At 67.9% G+C, this 18,345-nt stretch carries 16 protein-coding genes and 1 pseudogene; 8 read left to right on the forward strand and 9 right to left on the reverse strand.

Going from position 1 to position 18,345, the window contains the following annotated elements:
- Nucleotides 1-5 precede the first annotated feature (5 nt).
- From AVL48_RS15330 to pdhA, 3 genes are read right to left on the reverse strand one after another with little or no spacing between them, the layout of a single operon-like run.
- Nucleotides 6-1,352, reverse strand: a complete 1,347-nt coding sequence (locus AVL48_RS15330) for a dihydrolipoamide acetyltransferase family protein (RefSeq protein WP_061981763.1) — start codon at nucleotides 1,350-1,352, stop codon at nucleotides 6-8.
- Between the two features lie 16 nt (nucleotides 1,353-1,368).
- Nucleotides 1,369-2,361, reverse strand: coding sequence for an alpha-ketoacid dehydrogenase subunit beta (locus tag AVL48_RS15335; protein WP_061981764.1), 993 nt, complete (start codon nucleotides 2,359-2,361; stop codon nucleotides 1,369-1,371).
- Nucleotide 2,362: 1 nt separating this feature from the next.
- A complete protein-coding gene (pdhA, locus tag AVL48_RS15340) occupies nucleotides 2,363-3,568 on the reverse strand; it encodes a pyruvate dehydrogenase (acetyl-transferring) E1 component subunit alpha (RefSeq protein ID WP_061981765.1) in 1,206 nt (401 codons plus the stop codon).
- 374 nt (nucleotides 3,569-3,942) lie between these two features.
- Here pdhA and AVL48_RS15345 point away from each other — a divergent pair, with 374 nt between their 5' ends.
- Nucleotides 3,943-5,355, forward strand: coding sequence for a M20/M25/M40 family metallo-hydrolase (locus tag AVL48_RS15345; RefSeq protein WP_082857662.1), 1,413 nt, complete (start codon nucleotides 3,943-3,945; stop codon nucleotides 5,353-5,355).
- Nucleotides 5,356-5,439: 84 nt separating this feature from the next.
- Nucleotides 5,440-6,297 carry an alpha/beta fold hydrolase gene (locus AVL48_RS15350; RefSeq protein WP_061981767.1) on the forward strand — a complete coding sequence of 286 codons (858 nt, stop codon included), beginning with the start codon at nucleotides 5,440-5,442 and terminating at the stop codon, nucleotides 6,295-6,297.
- Between the two features lie 165 nt (nucleotides 6,298-6,462).
- On the opposite strand, the pseudogene AVL48_RS15355 reads toward AVL48_RS15350, so the two are convergent.
- Nucleotides 6,463-6,871: pseudogene (locus tag AVL48_RS15355) on the reverse strand (circularly permuted type 2 ATP-grasp protein); the annotation flags it as partial.
- A gap of 130 nt (nucleotides 6,872-7,001) precedes the next feature.
- Between AVL48_RS15355 and AVL48_RS15360 the strand changes: the two are divergent.
- The 3 genes from AVL48_RS15360 (at nucleotide 7,002) to AVL48_RS15370 (ending at nucleotide 9,443) form a co-directional block, all read left to right on the forward strand.
- Complete coding sequence (locus AVL48_RS15360; protein ID WP_061981769.1) at nucleotides 7,002-7,817, forward strand: basic amino acid ABC transporter substrate-binding protein; 816 nt, start codon at nucleotides 7,002-7,004, stop codon at nucleotides 7,815-7,817.
- A gap of 70 nt (nucleotides 7,818-7,887) precedes the next feature.
- Nucleotides 7,888-8,691 carry an amino acid ABC transporter permease gene (locus AVL48_RS15365; RefSeq protein WP_061981770.1) on the forward strand — a complete coding sequence of 268 codons (804 nt, stop codon included), beginning with the start codon at nucleotides 7,888-7,890 and terminating at the stop codon, nucleotides 8,689-8,691.
- Nucleotides 8,688-9,443, forward strand: coding sequence for an amino acid ABC transporter ATP-binding protein (locus tag AVL48_RS15370; RefSeq protein WP_061981771.1), 756 nt, complete (start codon nucleotides 8,688-8,690; stop codon nucleotides 9,441-9,443). The genes AVL48_RS15365 and AVL48_RS15370 overlap by 4 nt, the downstream gene beginning before the upstream one ends.
- On the opposite strand, the gene AVL48_RS15375 is transcribed toward AVL48_RS15370, so the two are convergent.
- The 4 genes from AVL48_RS15375 to AVL48_RS15390 are packed head-to-tail and all read right to left on the reverse strand — an operon-like array spanning nucleotide 9,440 to nucleotide 12,531.
- Complete coding sequence (locus AVL48_RS15375) at nucleotides 9,440-10,183, reverse strand: ESX secretion-associated protein EspG (RefSeq protein WP_061981772.1); 744 nt, start codon at nucleotides 10,181-10,183, stop codon at nucleotides 9,440-9,442. The genes AVL48_RS15370 and AVL48_RS15375 overlap by 4 nt on opposite strands.
- 2 nt (nucleotides 10,184-10,185) lie before the next feature.
- Nucleotides 10,186-11,412, reverse strand: coding sequence for a hypothetical protein (locus tag AVL48_RS40540; RefSeq protein WP_061981773.1), 1,227 nt, complete (start codon nucleotides 11,410-11,412; stop codon nucleotides 10,186-10,188).
- Nucleotides 11,413-11,415: 3 nt separating this feature from the next.
- Nucleotides 11,416-12,027, reverse strand: a complete 612-nt coding sequence (locus tag AVL48_RS15385; RefSeq protein ID WP_063816520.1) for a DUF3558 domain-containing protein — start codon at nucleotides 12,025-12,027, stop codon at nucleotides 11,416-11,418.
- A complete protein-coding gene (locus AVL48_RS15390; protein ID WP_061981774.1) occupies nucleotides 12,028-12,531 on the reverse strand; it encodes a PE domain-containing protein in 504 nt (167 codons plus the stop codon).
- Nucleotides 12,532-12,837: 306 nt separating this feature from the next.
- Between AVL48_RS15390 and AVL48_RS15395 the strand changes: the two genes are divergently transcribed.
- A complete protein-coding gene (locus tag AVL48_RS15395) occupies nucleotides 12,838-15,183 on the forward strand; it encodes a hypothetical protein (RefSeq protein WP_061981775.1) in 2,346 nt (781 codons plus the stop codon).
- A 35-nt stretch (nucleotides 15,184-15,218) separates the two neighbouring features.
- On the forward strand, nucleotides 15,219-15,689 hold the full coding sequence (locus tag AVL48_RS15400) for an SRPBCC family protein (RefSeq protein ID WP_061981776.1): 471 nt from the start codon (nucleotides 15,219-15,221) through the stop codon (nucleotides 15,687-15,689).
- A gap of 70 nt (nucleotides 15,690-15,759) precedes the next feature.
- On the opposite strand, the gene AVL48_RS15405 is transcribed toward AVL48_RS15400, so the two are convergent.
- Entirely contained in the window at nucleotides 15,760-16,329 is a 570-nt protein-coding gene (locus tag AVL48_RS15405) for a hypothetical protein (RefSeq protein ID WP_061981777.1), read from the reverse strand.
- Nucleotides 16,330-16,492: 163 nt separating this feature from the next.
- Between AVL48_RS15405 and AVL48_RS15410 the strand changes: the two genes are divergently transcribed.
- On the forward strand, nucleotides 16,493-18,328 hold the full coding sequence (locus AVL48_RS15410) for an NHL domain-containing thioredoxin family protein (protein ID WP_061981778.1): 1,836 nt from the start codon (nucleotides 16,493-16,495) through the stop codon (nucleotides 18,326-18,328).
- Nucleotides 18,329-18,345 lie beyond the last annotated feature (17 nt).

The following is an 18,345-nucleotide window of genomic DNA, read 5'->3' on the forward strand; positions in this document are numbered from 1 at the left end:
AGCGGTCAGTAGGTGATCGCGACCGCGGGGTCGGCCAGCAGAGCGCCGACGTCGGCCAGGAACTCCGAACCCTGCTGCCCGTCGACCACGCGGTGGTCGAAGCTCAGCGAAAGCTGGAGCACCTTGCGCACCTTGATCTCGCCGTCGACCACCCACGGGGTGTCCTTGATCGCGCCGAGGCACAGGATCGCGGACTCGCCGGGGTTGATGATCGGCGTACCGGTGTCGACGCCGAAGACGCCGACGTTGGTGATGGTGATCGTGCCGCCGAGCATGGCCGCCGGAGTGGTCTTGCCCTCGCGGGCGACGTCGGTCAGCTCGGTGAGCGCGATCGCGAGTTCCTTCAGCGACATCGAATCCGCGTCACGGACCTTGGGCACGACGAGCCCGCGCGGGGTGGCCGCGGCGATCCCGAGGTGCACGTAGTCCTTGTAGACGATCTCCTGCGCCGCCTCGTCCCACACCGCGTTGACGTCCGGAGTGCGCTTGGCCGCCAGGCAAACGGCCTTCGCCGCGAACGTCAACGGGGTGACCTTGACCCCGGCGAACTCCCGCGACTTCTTGAGCTTCTCCCGGAATTCCATCATCGGCGTGACGTCGACGGTGAGGAACTCCGTGACATGCGGAGCGGTGTAGGCGCTCTGCACCATCGCGGCCGCGGTGGCCTTGCGGACACCCTTGATCGGCACCCGGCGTTCCCGCGTCGCCGGGTCGTAGCCACTGTCCACAACAGACTGGACGGGCGCGGCCGGTGCCGAACCGTTCGCGGCGGCCTGCACGTCGTCACGGGTGATCACGCCGCCGTCGGCGGTGCCGGTGAGCGCGTGCAGGTCGACGCCGAGGTCCTTGGCGAGCTTGCGTACCGGCGGTTTCGCCAGCGGCACGTAGCCGCCCTTGGGCTTCGCGGGGGCGGCGGCGACGGGAGCAGGCGCGGGTGCCGCCGGAGCAGGAGCGGGAGCGGCGGGTGCCGCGCCCTTCCTGGCCCGGCGCTGCGTGACGACCGCCTTGGAGCCGTAGCCGACCAGCGGCTTCATCTCCTCTTCGGCCGGCTCCTCCGGAGCGGCGGCGGGGGCCGGGGTGACGGCCGCCGGGGCCGCCTTGCCGTCGGGGTCGACGTCGATGGTGAGGATCGGAGTGCCGACCTCCACCGTCTGACCCGGTTCGACGAGCAGTTCGGTGACCACGCCCGCCCACGGGATGGGCAGTTCGACGGCGGCCTTCGCGGTCTCGACCTCGACCACGATCTGGTTCACCTTCACCGTGTCACCCGGCTTGACCTGCCAGGCGATGATGTCGGCTTCGGTCAGCCCCTCCGCCGTGTCGGCGAGGGGGAAGTGTTTGTATTCGGGCATTTCGGAGACGTCCCCCTTACCAGGCGAGTGAGCGGTCGACGGTGTGCAGCACCCGGTCCAGGTCGGGGAGGTAATGCTCCTCGAGCTTGGCAGGCGGGTACGGCGTGTCGAATCCGGTCACCCGCAGCACGGGGGCTTCGAGCGAGTAGAAGCATTCCTGCTGCACGCGCGCGGCGATCTCCGAGGTCAGCGACGTCTCCGACGGCGCCTCGCTCAGCGCGATGAGCCGTCCGGTCTTGCGCACCGACTCGAACACCGGGTCCAGGTCCAGCGGGGACAGCGTCCGCAGGTCGATGACCTCGAGCGATTTGCCCTCGTCGGCGGCCGCGGTCGCCGCGTCGAGCGCGACCTTCACCGAAGGGCCGTACGCGACGACGGTGGCCGTCGTGCCCTCGCGGACGACGCGGGACTTGAACAGCGGGTCCGGCGTGCCTTCGGTGTCGACCTCGGCCTTCATCGCGCCGGAGTGGTACAGCTTCTTCGGCTCGAAGAACAGGATCGGGTCGTCGGACTTGATGGCCTGCTGGATCATCCAGTACGCGTCGACGGCGTTCGAGCACGAGACGACCTTGAGGCCGGGGACGTGCGAGAACAGCGACTCCGGCGACTCCGAGTGGTGCTCGACGGCGCCGATGCCACCGCCGAACGGCACCCGGATCACGATGGGCATCTTGACCTTGCCCTGTGTCCGGTAGTGCAGCTTCGCCACCTGGCTCACGATCTGGTCGAAGCCTGGGAAGATGAAGCCCTCGAACTGGATCTCGCACACCGGGCGGAAACCGCGGACGGCGAGGCCGACCGCGGTGCCGATGATGCCCGATTCGGCGAGTGGCGTGTCCAGCACGCGCTGCTCACCGAAGTCCTTCTGCAGGCCGTCGGTGATGCGGAAGACGCCGCCGAGCTTGCCGACGTCCTCGCCCATCACGAGGACCTTCGGGTTTTCTTCCATGGCGCGCCGGAGGCCGAGGTTGATCGCCTTGCCGATGGTGAGTTTCTGGAGGTCGCTCATCTCAGTGCTCACCCGCCCCGACGAAACCGTCCAAATAGGACAGGAACTCTGCGCGCTGCGCGTCGAGCATCGGCGTCGACTCCGCGTAGACGTTGGCGAAGATCCGCTCGGGTGGCGGTTCGGGCATGTTGAAGCAGTAGTCGCGCAGCTCGGCCGCGAAGGCGTCCGAATCGGCCTGGACCTGGTCGAAGAACGCCTGGTCGGCGAAGCCGCCGCGGGCGAGGTACGCCCGGACGCGCTCGATCGGGTCCTTCAGCTTCCACTCCTCCAGCTCGTCGGAGAGCCGGTAGCGGGTGGGGTCGTCGGTGGTGGTGTGCGCGTCCATCCGGTAGGTGAACGCCTCGATCAGCACCGGGCCATTGCCGTGGCGGCATTCCTCCAGCGCCCAGCGGGAGACCGCGAGGCAGGCGAGGACGTCATTGCCGTCCACGCGGATACCGGGGAAGCCGTAACCGCGGGCGCGCTGGTAGAGCGGCAGCCGCGACTGGCGTTCCGTGGGCTCCGAGATCGCCCACTGGTTGTTCTGGCAGAAGAACACGAGCGGCGCGTCGTAGACGGCGGCCCAGACGAAGCCTTCGTGCACGTCGCCCTGCGAAGTCGCGCCGTCACCGAAGTAACAGATGGTGGCTTCGCCGTCGTCGTCGCCGACCTTGCCTTCGAACTTCTGGCCCATCGCGTAACCGGCGGCGTTGAGCACCTGGTTGCCGATCACGATGGTGTACGGGTGGAAGCCGTGGGCCTGGTAGTCCCAGCCGCTGTGGTCGGTGCAGCGGAAGATGCCGAGCACCTCTTTGAGGTCGACGCCGCGGGCGTACGCGACACCGTGTTCGCGATAGCTGGGGAACGCCATGTCCCGTTTCCGCAGCGCGCGGCCGGAGCCGATCTGCGCGGCTTCCTGGCCGAGCAGCGGGACCCAGATGCCGAGCTGACCCTGACGCTGCATCGCGTTGGCCTCGCGGTCCGCGCGGCGGACCAGGACCATGTCGCGGTACAGGCCGCGAAGGGCTTCGGCGTCGATGTCTTCGACGTACCGGTCGAATTGCGGCGAGGAGACCCGTTCGCCTTCGGGGGTGAGCAGCTGAGTCAGCTCAGCGCCACCTTCACTCGTTGCTCGCAAACCGGCGATCACCTGTTCGGGGGTCGGCTGCGCCGCTACCGCGGCGGGGCCGTCTCCAGGCTCCGGGTGCGTCCAGTGTTCGGACGGCATGCGCTGTTCTCCTTGGTGTCGGCGCCTCTGGCGGCCACTTGTGGCGGCCACAGTGACTGCGCCGGCGGGGACCAGCGCGTCGGATCTGAAGCGCTGGGTCACCATCGGCGTTGACGGTTCGTGCGCACATCCTGGCATGCCGGATGCCGTTTTGGTCAGTGGCGGATGCTGATTTGTTGCTGAGAAAGGGTGTCTGATCAGGGAAAATGCTAGGAAGACCGAGTGTGGGGCCGCCGAAAGTAGGGGATTCACCCGCGCGCCGACCAGCGGGCGAGGAGATCCGGACGGGTGTCCTGCCCGGCTTGATCGATGACGATCCGTGCCCGCCGTTGTGACCCATCACACCCTCCCGTTCCCGTGGCAGGATGGCGGACGTGGAGCAGAAATCCGTACGCGAAACCGTGGTTTCGAACTGGGCGCACGACGTCCTTCCCAGCCTGTCCGGCCTGGTGGCGATCCCCGCCTTGTCGCCGGCCTTCGATTCCGAGTGGGCGAAGAGCGGTCATCTGGCCGCCGCCGTCGAGCACGTCCGGTCCTGGATCGCCGCCCGGGAAATCCCCGGCGCGACGCTCGAGGTCGTGGAGCTCGAAGGCCGCAGCCCGCTTTTGGTCGTCGACATCCCGGCGACGTCCGAAGCGGCCGACAAGGGCACCGTGCTGATGTACGGGCATCTCGACAAGCAGCCCCCGGTCGGCGGCTGGTCCGAGGGCCTCGACCCGTGGACGCCGGTGATCCGTGACGGCCGGCTGTACGGCCGTGGCGCCGTCGACGACGGCTACTCCGGCTACGCGGCGACCACGGCGATCGAAGCCGTGCGTGCCGCCGGTGGCGAGCACTCCCGCGCGGTCGTGCTGCTCGAGACCGGTGAGGAGTCCGGCAGTCCGGACCTTCCGGCGTATCTCGAGCACCTGAAGGAGCGGCTCGGCACGGTCTCGGTGGTCGTCTGCCTCGACGCGGGCGGCATGGACTACGAGCGCCTGTGGCTGACCACCAGCCTGCGCGGGATGCTGCACGTCAACGTCACCGTCCGCGTGCTCGAATCGGCGCAGCACTCCGGCATGGCCAGCGGCATCGTCGCGAGTTCGTTCCGCGTGCTGCGCGCCCTGCTCGACCGGATCGAGAACGCCGAGACCGGCGAGATCAAGCTCGCCGAACTGAGCGTCGCCATCCCGGAGAACCGGATCGAGGAGGCGCGCGGCGTCGTCGAGATCGCGCCCGGCGCGGCGAAGACGCTCTTCCCGGTGGTCGGCCGGACGGTGTCCGACGACGACCTGGAACTGCTGCTCAACAACTCGTGGCGGCCGACGCTTTCGGTGATCGGCGCCGAGGGCTTCCCGCTCCCGGCCGAGGCGGGCAACGTGCTGCGTGCCGGCACCACACTCACGTTGAGCTTCCGGCTTCCGCCGACCGCCGACGCGAAGGCCGCGATGGAGGCCGTCCGTCGCGTGCTCACCACCGACGTCCCCTACGACGCTTCGGTCGAGCTGAGCGACTTCCAGGCCGAGAACGGCTGGAACGCGCCGGACACCGCGCCGTGGCTCGACGCCGTCCTGCACCGCGTGAGCGGCGAGGTCTTCGGCGCGCCGCACAAGAGCTACGGCATGGGCGGGTCGATCCCGTTCATGGGCCTGCTCGGCGAGAAGTATCCGGACGCGCAGTTCGTGGTCACCGGCGCCTGCGGACCGGACTCGAACATCCACGTGCCCGACGAGTGGCTGAACATCGACTTCGCGCAGCGGGTCACCGAGGCGGTCGCGCACATCCTGGACGCGCACGCGCGCAGCTGATCTTCCCGCTCACACTGCGATGAACGGGACTTTCATTACAAAATCTGTAATGAAAGTCCCGTTCATCACAGCCCCGGGAGGATCATGTTCGAGGGTTTCGAGCTGGAAAACGTCGACGTCGGTGAAGCGACCCTACGAGTCCGTCACGGCGGGTCGGGCCCGCCACTCGTGCTCCTGCACGGCCATCCCCGCACCCACACCACCTGGTACGACGTCGCGCCCCGCCTCGCGGACGCGTTCACCGTCGTCTGCCCGGATCTTCCCGGCTACGGCCAGTCTTCGAAGCTTGAGACCACCGACGATCACTCCGCGCATTCGAAGCGCGCCATGGCGAACGACATCGTCGCGCTCATGAAGCATCTCGGCCACGACCGGTTCGCCGTCGCCGGTCATGACCGCGGCAGCGCCGTCGCCTACCGCCTGGCCTTCGATCACCCGGAAGCCGTCACGAAACTGGCCATCCTCGACGGCATCCCGATCGGCGAGCATCTTTCCCGCGCGGACGCGAAGTTCGCGCTGGCCTGGTGGCACTGGTTTTTCTTCGGCCAGCTCGAAAAACCCGCCGAGCGGGTGATCAACGCCGATCCGGACGCCTGGTACGGCGGCGATCCGGCGAAGATGGGCGCGGAGAACCACGCCGATTTCCTGCGGGCGATCCACGATCCCGAAACCGTCCACGCCATGCTCGAGGACTACCGAGCCGGTCTCGGCCCCGACCGCGCCGCCGACGACGCCGACAAGGCGGCCGGGAACAAGATCGCGTGCCCGGTGCTGGTCCTGTGGTCCAGCCTCGACGATCTCGGCGAACTGTACGGCGATCCGGTCGCCGTCTGGCATGAGTGGGCCGAGGACGTCCGCGGGTTCGCCATCGAATCCGGGCACCACGTGGCGGAGGAGAAGCCGGCCGAGCTCGCGGCCGCGCTGCGGGAGTTCCTGGCCTAGGCGAACAGCGAGGCGTCGGTACGGATGGTCGTGAGTGGCGATTCGGGTTAGAACCCGAATCGCCACTCACGACCAACCCCAGCCCACCCCTCACCGGCAGTCTCAGCACCGGCGTGCTCCGACGACGGGCCTCAGTCAGCCGCGTCAGGTGCACCGAGACGTCCTGCCTTCTTCGTCACGCACCAGGTCCACCCCGGACACGTGGATGCGGACGCCGTTGCGCGGATCGATCCCGAACGCCTCGCGCTGGAAATGCTCGCACGAGGTGATCAACCTTCGCGGGAGAACACCGTCACGCAGGATCTGCCGATCGCCGTACACGTCGGCGAGAAAAGCCTCCAGCGCGCGGACCCGTTGCGCCACACCGCGTTCGAGTTTGCTCCAGTCGACGGCGGCGATCACGCGCGGTACCAGGTCGAGCGGGAAGGGGTCGCTTGCCCAAGACAGCGAGAACGTGATGCCCTGATCCACCATGGCGCGGTCTCGACGGGGAGAGATAACCGTCGAACTGCGCCCCGGGTTTCGCCGCCCGCCGCGCCGACGTCGTCGTCCGCGGGCGGCGGCCCGACGCCATGTCGGCGCGATACCCGGCGTAAGGCCCGTTACGGCCGAAACGGCGCTGTAACGTCGTAGTGCTGTGCTTGCCGCCGGATGAGTGGCAATATGCGTGCTCTCGACACATGGGAACTACAAGGAGTGACGACGTGGCCCGATTGAAAGCGCTCGCCCTGATCCCGGCGCTCGCCCTAGCCGCGGGAGTGCTGACTGCTTGCGGTGAGGAAGGCGGTACCGCGGCAGGCGGCGTCCAGCTCGTCGCTTCCGGCAAGATCACCACCTGCACCCACCTGCCCTACCAGCCGTTCCAGGTCAAGCAGGGCGACAAGATCGTGGGCTTCGACGTCGACCTGGTCGACCTCGTCGGCAAGAAGCTGGGTGTCGAGCAGAGCATCGTCGACATCGCCTTCGAGAACATCGAGTCCGGCGAAGCGATGAACAGCGGACAGTGCGACGTCGCCGCCGCCGGTATGACGATCACCGACAAGCGCAAGGAGAAGTTCGACTTCTCCGACCCGTACTTCGAGGCGACCCAGGCGCTGCTGGTCAAGACCGGCTCCCCGATCAAGGACCTCACAGGCGTCGCGGGCAAGAAGATCGGTGTCCAGTCGGCCACCACGGGTGCCGACTACGCCAAGGAGAAGGCCGCGGGCGCCGAGATCGTCACCTTCGACGACCTCGCGCTGCTGGAGCAGGCCGTCAAGAACGGCACGGTCGACGCGGGCGTCAACGACAACGGCGTGCTCTACGACTTCGCGAAGACGAACCCGGACACGACGGTCGTCACCGAGTTCAAGACGAACGAGTTCTACGGAATCGGCGTGAAGAAGGGCAACACCGCCCTGCTCGGCAAGGTCAACGAGGTCCTCAAGGCGTCCGTGGCGGACGGCTCCTACGCGCAGATTTACCAGAAGTGGTTCGGCAAGGCGCCGACCTGGCAGCCCGGTGGCCCGACCGCCAGTTGATAATCACCTCCCCTGTGGCCGGTGCCAGCGCACCGGCCACAGGTCTGTCGTCATCTGCTTGAGGAGAGAAATGGCTTTGAGCCGCCGCCAGCGACGTTCGGCGTTCCGAACCGGGCAATACGTCCTGCTGCTGGTGATCGTCATCGTTCTCGCGCTGCTCGCCGACTGGAGCAAGATCGGCAAGGCGTTCTTCGATCTCGACGTCGCCGCGAAGCAGTTCCCCGACGTGATCACGGTCGCGCTGAAGAACACCGTCATCTTCACCGCGCTCGGTTTCGTGCTCGGCCTCGGTCTGGGTCTCCTGCTCGCGCTGATGAGACTGTCTTCGGTCGGCCCGTACCGCTGGTTCGCGCGCGGGTACATCGAGTTCTTCCGCGGCCTGCCCGCGCTGCTGATCTTCCTCGCCGTCGGCATCGGCGTGCCCACCGCGTTCAACACCCAGCTGCCGCGCAACGTCGCGATCATGCTGGCGCTGGGCATCGTGTCGTCGGCCTACATGGCGGAGACCATCCGCGCCGGTATCCAGGCGGTCCCGCGCGGACAGGTCGAAGCCGCGCGTTCGCTCGGCATGTCGCCCGCCCGCACGATGATCACCGTCGTGATCCCGCAGGCGTTCCGGATCATCCTGCCGCCGCTGGCCAACGAGCTGATCATGCTGACGAAGGACTCGTCGCTGGCGTTCCTGCTCGGCACCACGCCGGCCCAGCAGGAACTGGCGCAGTTCAGCCGCCAGGCGCTGCTCGAGGCCAAGGGGCTGACCCCGATCGTCGTCGCGGGTCTCTGCTACCTGGTCATCACCATCCCGCTGTCGATCCTGCAGCAGCGGCTAGAGAAGAAATACGGGGCCGGAGTGCCCGGCGGAGGGACGGTATGAGCACCCAGACGATCGTCGAGGTTTCGGGGCTGCACAAGGCGTTCGGCGACCTCGAAGTGCTCAAGGGCATCGACCTGCACGTCGAACGGGGCCAGGTCGTCTGCATCATCGGCCCGTCCGGTTCCGGGAAGTCGACGTTGCTGCGCTGCGTGAACCTCCTCGAGGAACCGCAGCAGGGCAAGATCGTGGTCAACGGCAGCGAGATCACCGATCCGGACGTCGACATCGACGGTGCCCGCACGAAGATCGGCATGGTCTTCCAGTCGTTCAACCTCTTCTCGCACCTGAGCGTGCTCGACAATCTCACGGTCGCGCAGCGCAAGGTGCTGAAGCGCGGCAAGGACGAGTCGGAGCGCATCGCGCGGGAAAACCTCGCGAAGGTCGGCTTGGCGGAGAAGGAGACTTCACTGCCGACGCAGCTGTCCGGTGGACAGCAGCAGCGTGTCGCGATCGCCAGGGCGCTGTCGATGAACCCCGACGTCATGCTGTTCGACGAGCCGACGTCGGCGCTCGACCCGGAGCTGGTCGGCGATGTCCTCGCGGTCATGCGGCAGCTGGCGCAGGAGGGCATGACGATGCTCGTCGTCACGCACGAGATGCAGTTCGCCCGCGAGGTGGCCGACATCGTGCTGTTCATGGACGGCGGTGTCGTCGTCGAACAGGGCTCGCCGGATCAGGTCATCGGCGACCCGCAGGAGGAGCGCACGAAGACGTTCCTCTCGCGGGTGTTGAACCCGAACCACCAGGGCTAACGTCCTCGGAGCCGCGCCTCGAGCTGGATCACCTTGGCGGCCACTTCGTGCGGCCCGGCGCCCATGAGGCTCACCCAGCCCTTGGCGTCCGGGCCGAACACGACGCGGCCCTGCTCGGTGTCCATCCAGCCAGGTGGCCGCTCCACGCGTTTCCGGTTGCCGCCGCCGTCACGGATGGCGACGTACAGCCTGCCGAAGAAGGTGTGCGGCGACCGGATCCACTGGAGGATCTTCTTGGCGTCACGGACGCTCGGACCGGTACCGGTCAGCAGCTCGCCCTTCATGAGGACCTGCAGATCGGCTTCCGCGCAGTTCAACGAAGGCGTCCGCGCGGCGGGTGCCTCCGGGAGCAGGCCGGTGAAATCCTGCGCGAGCGTGTCCGGCCGGGTCGGCGTCAGGTAGACGACCTTGTCCACCAAGACGACGGTGACCGCCTCCCGGCCACTTCCCGCGGCGCGAACCGTTCGTTCACTCCCCTCGGACTTCACCCACGAGTAGTACTCGATCGCCGGCCGCTGCAGAAACCGGAGCGTGTCGAGGAACTCGTCGTCGACGCGGCCGTGCCGGAGCAGTCCCTGTCTGTCCAATTCGGACTGGGCGGTGGCGGCCAGCTCGCGGCGCTCCTCCGGCAGGTACCACTGCGCGCCACGCACGAGCGTCGGATGGATATCGCCGAGATTGTGGTGATCCAGCAGGGTTTCGTAAGTCTGGAGCGTCAGTTCGACGGGCTTCCGCAGCATGGCTAGGCGCCGATCACCGGCGGAACCGGCTTGTCACCGTCGTAGCCGCCGAAGATGGTGTCGCCGTCCTCTTCCTGCAGCGTGATCTTGCGCTGGTGCTCCTCGTCCTCGCCGCCCTTGGCCCCTTTGCCCGCGCCCATTCCGCCGCCACCCATGCCCGGCGCACCGGGCCGTCCCGCCGCCGGACCGCCCGCGGGCGTGCCGGCCGGACCGCGCATCGCGCCTTCGCCGGGCATACCGGCACCGACGCCGCGGCCAGGCCCCATCGTTCCCGGTCCACCGGCCGATCCACCGGGCCCGAACCCGCCGCCAGGCCCGAAACCGCCGCTGAACCCACCCGTTCCCGGGCCGAAGCCGCCACTTGGGCCGCCGCCGGGCCCACTGCCGGGTCCGAAGTTGGGCGGCCGGAAGTCGCCAGGGCGCCCCTGCACCCGGTCGTCCGTCCTGGACAGATCGGTCCGGTCGTTCGGCCGCGGAGACGGCAGTGGCATCTGCGGCATCCTCGGCGGCGGCGAAACCTGGGGCCTCCTCGGTGGTTGCGGAACCTGCGGCGGCCTCGGCGCCTGATAGCCCTCGGCCCCGGGCGGCGCGCTGTACGAACTCGGCCCGCCGGTGTACCCACCCGGACCACCATGTCGCCCGGAGTCGCCAGGCCCGCCGGTGAACCCGCTGACCTTGGTCTGCCCGGGGTCGATCGGATCGGGCGTGATCGGCCCGGCGGAGACGTTCGGATCGTGCGCGGCCGGGTAAACCGGAGCGAGACTCTGCTGCCGCGGCTGAGTGCTCTGGTAGTACGGCTCGTAGATCTCGACGTTGTGCTTCGTGTCCGCGTCGAACTTCGCGGCCGCGATCTCGTCGTCACTCGCCCCGATGGACAGGACGTCCTCGGGCCCGCTGTCCCCCGCGCGCTCCTTCTCGACCGGGCGGACATTCCCGCGCGTGTAATGGAAAGAGGCGTTCTGGTCGAACATCGACTGACGGGCGCGGTCCATGTTCTCGCCCGCGATCTTGGAGGTCGCGATGAGCGGCGCGAGACCGGCCGTGCCGCTGTCGGCGGCTTTGCCCTTCCAGAAGGAACTCAGCGCCGTTTGGCTGGTTTCCATCGCCTTGCTGATGTCTTCGTGGATGACCATCAATTTGTGTGAGGCCACCTGCGCTTTGTCCAGCGTCTCGGTCGTGCCTGGATTAGCGTTCAGTTTGGTGAAGATCTCCCAGCCGCTGTAGGTCATGGCCTACGCCCCCTTGAAGTTCTTTATAGCCGCGGCCGCGACCTTAGCGGCCATTCCGCAGGGGTCTTCGACCATCGGGTTTCCGGCAGACAGGTGCGGGATGACGGTGTAGACAAGGTCGTCCCGGATTCCGACAGCGAGTGTGCAGGTCCCCCGGCCTTCACTGCCGTTGGCATAGATGACAGCCGGGTGCCCTTCGATGGGGTCGACCGGTTTGAAGGTGGTGAGGCCCCCGGTCGACTTCTGCGCGTAGAGAGCGCTCAAACCCTTCTTGTTGCCGACGACCAGACCGCCACTGAGAGTGCTGGGAGCTTCGACGAACAACCAGCTGCAGTTGAGGCCCTCCGACAGGTCGACAGTCCGTGAGCGTTCGACTTTTCCTCCGATGGCCTCGATCTCGGCGGTGGGGATAGCGCTGCAAGGATCCTTTTCGACGGCCGCGGTGTTGGTGATCGGGTCCGTCACGGCGGGGGCGCCATCCGAAGGCAGGCGCGCCGAGGACGACGCGGGGAGTGGCGCTGGGGTGGGGTCACCTGGCTTCTTGTCGCTGCAGCCGCTCAACAATGCCGCAGTGGCGACGGTGAGGACGATCAGAATGGTGGCGTTTGGTCGCATTCAGTCGATCTTTCCGACCTGACGAAGCGCGTCAAGGGCTGCCTGGTCTTGTTCTTGGTAGGCTTTTCGGATGGTTTTCAACGTTTCAAGGTAGGATTCCGTGTACTCACGGGCACCTCGAAGGAACTTCTGGTATTCGGCCCCGGACCTGTTGGCAGCCTCCGCGTAGCCTTTGCTTCCTACTTCGTCTCCTGGCGGCTGGACCTGGGTCAGCCAGGATGCCTGGTCCTGGGCGTCGCCGAAATCCAACCGAATGCAATCCTCAAGGGATTTGATGACCTTGTCCATGGCTTCGGGGTCGAACTCCCAGCCGCCGTTCGCCGACGCCGCCGCGAAGTCGGCCTTCGCCTGCCCGGTCCCGAGATTGCGGTAGTCCGTCGGTGGCAGTGGCTGCTGTGCCGCAGCGGCGCCCGGGATCAACCCCGAGCCCGGCGGCGGTGCCTGCTGTCCCGGAGTGTTGATCTGGTCGTAGACCCCTTGGGGGCCGCGCCCCGGTCCTGTCATGTCGTGCCTCCCCGCACGGGCCGCGATGGGCGCGACCTACCCGTAGTTCCCCGATGACTCCAATGGGTGACGATAGCAGCAGGTAAACCGCCGAACAGCCCCTTCGCTGAAGATCACCGTCGACGAGGACCGAATCGGCTCATTTTGTCCTGAACAGGCCCTTTCGCCCGGCCGGGAACTCCGGTGGCCGTTCTGCCGTCGTAATCCGGTGGCAGGTTCCGGTCTACTGCCCCGGGCCACTTGCGGATCCGGTACGTGATCGGCTTCGCTGGTACCCGAGGGACGACGGGGGAGGTAAGCGAAACGATGCCGGGTTTTCGGCGCAACAACGGGCCGCGTGATCCGGGGGAAGCTGAGGCGAACGGCGACGCCTCCCTGCCGCCGCTCGACCCGTTCGACCCGAACCCCGACAAGCGGTACGAGGTCCCCGCGTCCGAGTTGATGAAGCCGGGCACGACCGGTCTGCTCCGGTGGCGCCGTCAGGCGACCAACGCGCCGATCGTGCAGGTCGAGGACGCCTACATCACCGGGACGCTCGATCTGCGCGCGGCGGACATCAAGTATCTGTTCCGGTTCGAGCGGTGTCGTTTCGAGCATCCGCCGGACGTCCGCGAGGCGCATCTGCTCGGGCTGGTCTTCCGCAAGTGCTGGCTGCCCGGGCTCAAGGCGCGGAACCTCCGCACCCGCAACGACGTCCGTTTGATCCGCAGTGTCGTGCACGTCGACGGCGAGCACGAGATCGAAGAGACGACGGTCCAGCGCGGCGACGATCGTGAACGCGGGATGCCGAACGCGGCGGTCAATCTCACGGACGCGGTCATCGAGGGGTCGGTCGTGCTGACGCGCACGGTGATCTCCCATCCGCGGGGCAAGGCGATCCAAGCCGACCGGGTCAACATCGTCGGCGCGCTGCTCGCGTACCGGCTGGTGGCCAACGGTGAAGTCCGCATTCCGGGTATGCGGGCAGGCGGTAACGTCAACTTCTCGGGTGCGACCCTCAACAACCGGGATGGCTTCGCCCTCAACGGAAACGGTATCCACATCGGTGGCAGCCTGCTCTGCGAGGTCGACAACTACGGGCCGGCCGCGCAGCGGAAACGCTTCACCGCCAGCGGGATCATGTTTTTGCCGAGCGCCACTGTGGACAGTGACATCATCATGCGCGAGGCCAGGCTCTCGGTGAACCAGTCCGGGTCGATCGTCGTGGACGCGTGGAAATCGAACGACCCGTACATCGATCCGCGACCGGCGTTGGTCGCGGATCGCTTGACGGTCAACGGAAACCTCGAACTGAGCGACGGATTGCAAGCGACCGGGACGCTGCGGATGGTCAACGCGCGGATCGGTGGTTCGCTGCGGCTGGCGGGTGCCGAGGTCCAGGTCGTGCGTGGGCAGAGCATCCCGTACTACGACCGGGCGATCCACCTCGACGGGACGACGATCGGCGGCGACATCGAGGCCACGAGCCTGCGGGTCCCGTCGGGACAGTTGCGCATGGCCGACATCACCGTCGGCGGCAACGTCCTCGCCTGGAACTCGCTGTTCCTGCATCCGCGCCGCGACGTCTTCTCGGCGCGGCGCGCGAAGATCGCGGGGAACTTCCAGCTCACCGACGCGACCGTGCAGGGAACCCTGCGGTTGCAGGGTGCCGAGGTCGGCGGCAGCGTGAACCTCTTCGGTACCAGTCTGACCGAGCCCGGCGCGCGGACGAACACCAGTTATTCGCTGGACGTCCGCACCGCGCGGATCGGGCGTGACCTCGTCCTCACCGAGAACAAGGAGCGGCCGTTCGTCGCGCAGGGCGGGGTCAACCTCGACGGCGCCCAGGTCGCGCGGCGCGTCGATTTCCGCGGGGCGCGGCTCGGTTCCCTGCCGCAGCACGGGATCGCGCTCGACGGCAGCGACGTGTCGGCCGACGAGTTCCTGCTCACGCCGGGTACTCCGCCGGACGGCCGGATCGTGTTGCGGCGCGCGCATTGCGGCACCTTGGGCGACAACGAGGCGTTCTGGGCGTCGGCGGCGGGGATCGAGCTGGAGGACTTCCGGTACGACGCCTTGCAGGAGGACATCGCCCTCGACGACGACAGGGCGATCGACCATCGGATCGTGTTGCTGCGCAAGGCGATGGACGGCTACCGCCCGGGCCCGTACGACCAACTGGCGGCGACGCTGCGCGCGTCCGGTAATGAAGAGCACGCCTCCACGGTGCTGCTGAAGAAACAGCAGTTCCGGTACGAGGCGCTCGCGAAGGGCTTCAAGTTCTTCGGGCCCGGCGTGCACGTGTGGAGCTGGCTGCAGCGGTCGATGGTCGGTTACGGCTTCCGTCCGGTGCGTGCGCTCGGCTGGCTGCTGACGCTGCTCGTGCTCGGAAGTCTTTGGTTCTGGCTCGGGACCGACGACTGCGTCAACAATCCCAAACTCACCGTGAGCGGGCCGCGGTGCCTGGTCAACCAGGACGACACCGGACTGCAGTGGAACCCGGTGCTGTACACGGTCGATCTCCTGGTCCCGATCGTCGACTTCGGGAACAAGACGCGCTGGTACATGCACGGCGTGGACAACTGGGTCGCGGCCGGGTTCACCGCGTCGGGCTGGGTGCTGGCCACGACGGTCGCCGCCGGGATCAGTCGCATGCTCCGGCGGGACAACTGAGGGTATTTCACATACCCTCAGTACGGAGGTATGTGATGACGGAACCCAGCGCCACCGGCGAGATCGCGATCGCCGCTCCGCCCGAGAAGGTGTACGCCCTGGTCAGCGACCCGGGCGCGCTTGCGGAGATGTCCGAAGAGTACGAGGGGCACCGCTGGGTCGGCGGCGCGAAGGGCCCTGCTGTCGGCGCGAAGTTCCGTGGCCGCAACCGCCGTGGGTTCCGCCGTTGGAGCACCCTTTCGACGATCACCGACGCCGACGAGGGCAAGCGCTTCGCGTTCGAGGTGACCACCTTCGCCGGGCTTCCCGTCGCGCGCTGGCAGTACGACATCGAGGCCACGGGTGAGGGCTGCGTGGCCGTCGAGAGCACCTGGGACCGGCGCCCCGGCTGGCTCCGGGCCCCGACGTCCCTGTTCACCGGGGTCTGGAACCGGGACGACGCCAACCGGGCGAACATCGCCGCGACGCTGGCCCGGCTGAAGGACGCCGCCGAATCCCGCGTTTAGTCCTCTGAATGCGGTGGTTCGCACCCCCCGACTTCCGCATTTAGAGGACTAAATGCGGAAGGCGGGGAGCTCACTCCACGAACCGCGACCAGAACTCGATCTGACGCGGTCCGCCCGGCGGCGGCGGGCCCAGCGGCTCGTCGCCGAAGTCGTGCCGCAGATATCCCCGCAGGTCGTAGCCGTAATAGACGATGTCGGTCTGATACACCGACAGCACCGGATAACCCGAGCTCCCGGCTATTCCGGGCAGATACCGATGCCCGCAGACGGGCACGAGTTGCGGTACTCGCGCGAGGTGTTCGCGGGCTCGCGCCAGCGCGTCGGCCAGGTCGAGGGGGCGCATGCCCCAGTCGGGGAGCCAGAAGCCGTTGTGCTCGATGTCGTAGAGCACCCCGTCGACCGGCCAATCCAGCCGTTTTCGCAGCTGTTCGGGGTTCCCGCAGCGCCAGTCCGGCCAGCGGTCGCCGATCGGCACCCCGGCGGAGAGGAAGGTCCGGTGATCGGCGGCGAACCGGAAGCCGAAACGGGCTTCGACGTCGTCGAGCTCGGCCTCGCTCAACCCGGGACGCACGGGTTCGGCCAAGCTCGCCTGGAGGTCGTGTGCCTCCTCTAGGGTGAAGGCGGGCTCAACTGTGGACATGTGTTCGAGCCTAAGTCGCGCGACGCGGTGACGCCTTCTCTTTTACCGTCGCCCCCGACGTCGGCCCTCATCACCCACATGAGCCTCCTCCCTCGGGGTGAGCTCGCCCTCTCAACGCCTGGACCTTGGAACAGAGCGACTCCCGGTGTAGTTCACTCATGGCGTGACTTCTCCACGAACGCAGTCCCGCGTCCGGGCGCCCGAGCTCGCCGGTGACGTCTGGCTCAACACCGGCGGCGAGCGGCTCACGCTCGCCGGGCTGCGCGGCCGCGTCGTCCTGCTGGACTTCTGGACCAGCGGCTGCGTCAACTGCCTGCATGTGCTGGACGAGCTGCGCCCGCTGGAGGCCGAGTTCGCCGACGTCCTGGTGACCATCGGCGTGCATTCCCCCAAGTTCCTGCACGAGGGTGAGGCGGCCGCGATCGAGGCGGCGGTGCGGCGCTACGAGGTGCACCACCCGGTGCTCAACGACCCGCAGATGACGACCTGGTCGCAGTACGCGGTCAAGGCGTGGCCGACGCTGGTCGTCGTGGACCCCGAGGGCTACGTCGTGCACGTCGCCGCCGGAGAGGGACACGCCGAGGCACTACGACGGGTGATCGCCGACCTCGTCACGACGCATGAGGCCAAGGGCACGCTGCGCCGCGGCGGCAGCCCGTATGTCCCCGTCGAGGAGCAGCGCACCGAGCTGCGTTTCCCGAGCAAGGCCGTCACCACCGCCGAAGGCCGGATCCTGGTCGCCGACACCGGCAACCACTCCATCGTCGAGTTCGCCTCCGACGGCGAGACGATCATCCGCCGCTTCGGCAGCGGCACCCGCGGCGCGCAGGACGGGCCGTTCGACCTGGCGAGCTTCACCGAGCCGTCCGGGATCACGCTGTTGCCGTACGAGGTCGCGGAGCGCGCGGGTTACCACGCCGTCGTCGCCGACACGGCCGGTCACCGGCTGCGCGGTATCGACCTGATCACCGGCGACGTCAGCACGGTCGCCGGCACCGGCCGCCAGTGGCGCGACGGCGTCGACACCGGCAAGGCACTCGACATCGACCTCACCAGCCCGTGGGACGTCGCCTGGTGGGGCCCCGCGGGCGGCGTCGTGGTCGCCATGGCGGGCAACCACACGCTGAGCGTGTTCGAACCGGTCTCAGGCACGATCCGCCGCTTCGCCGGTACGACCGTCGAGGGCCTGAAGGACGGCGACGTCCACGAAGCCTTCTTCGCGCAGACATCCGGTCTCACGCCCGATGGCCAGAGGTTGTGGCTCGCGGACGCGGAGACGTCGGCGCTGCGCTGGATCCAGCCCGAGGACGAGACGTTCACCGTGCACACCGCGGTCGGCGTCGACCTGTTCTCCTTCGGCCACGTCGACGGCCCCGCCGACCAGGCGCTTCTTCAGCATCCGCTCGGCCTCGCCGTGCTGCCGGGGGACACCATCGCGATCGCCGACACCTACAACGGCGCGATCCGCCGCTACGACCCGCTCACCCGCCAGGTGACGACGCTCGCGACCGGGCTCGCCGAGCCGCAAGGCCTCCTGGTGCACGACGGCTCGCTGCTGGTCGTCGAATCGGCCGGGAGCCGGATCGGACCCGTACCGCTCGGCGAGCGGGCCGTCACCGGGGACGCGCACGCGGTCCGTCGCCCGCCGACCGTGCTGGCGCCGGGTGAGCTGGAGTTCTCCGTCGTGTTCACCCCGCCGCCAGGAGAGAAGCTCGACGACCGCTACGGCCCGTCGACGCGGCTGGAGATCAGCGCGTCGCCGCCGGAGTTGCTCGCCGACGGCGCCGGTGTCGGCACCGACCTGTTCCGCAAGCTCCGCTTCGCCGAAGGGGTCACCGAAGGCGTTTTGCAGATCGTGGCGCAGGCCGCGAGCTGCGACGACGGTGGCGAACATCCCGCCTGCCGCATCACCCGGCAGGACTGGGGAGTGCCGGTGCGGTTCGAAACCGGCGGAGAAAGCGCCCTGAGCCTGGTCATGGCCGGGGATCCGGGTAAGTAGAGTCGTCCTCGTGTCAG

Source organism: Amycolatopsis regifaucium, assembly GCF_001613935.1.
Taxonomy (GTDB): Bacteria; Actinomycetota; Actinomycetes; order Mycobacteriales; family Pseudonocardiaceae; genus Amycolatopsis; species Amycolatopsis regifaucium.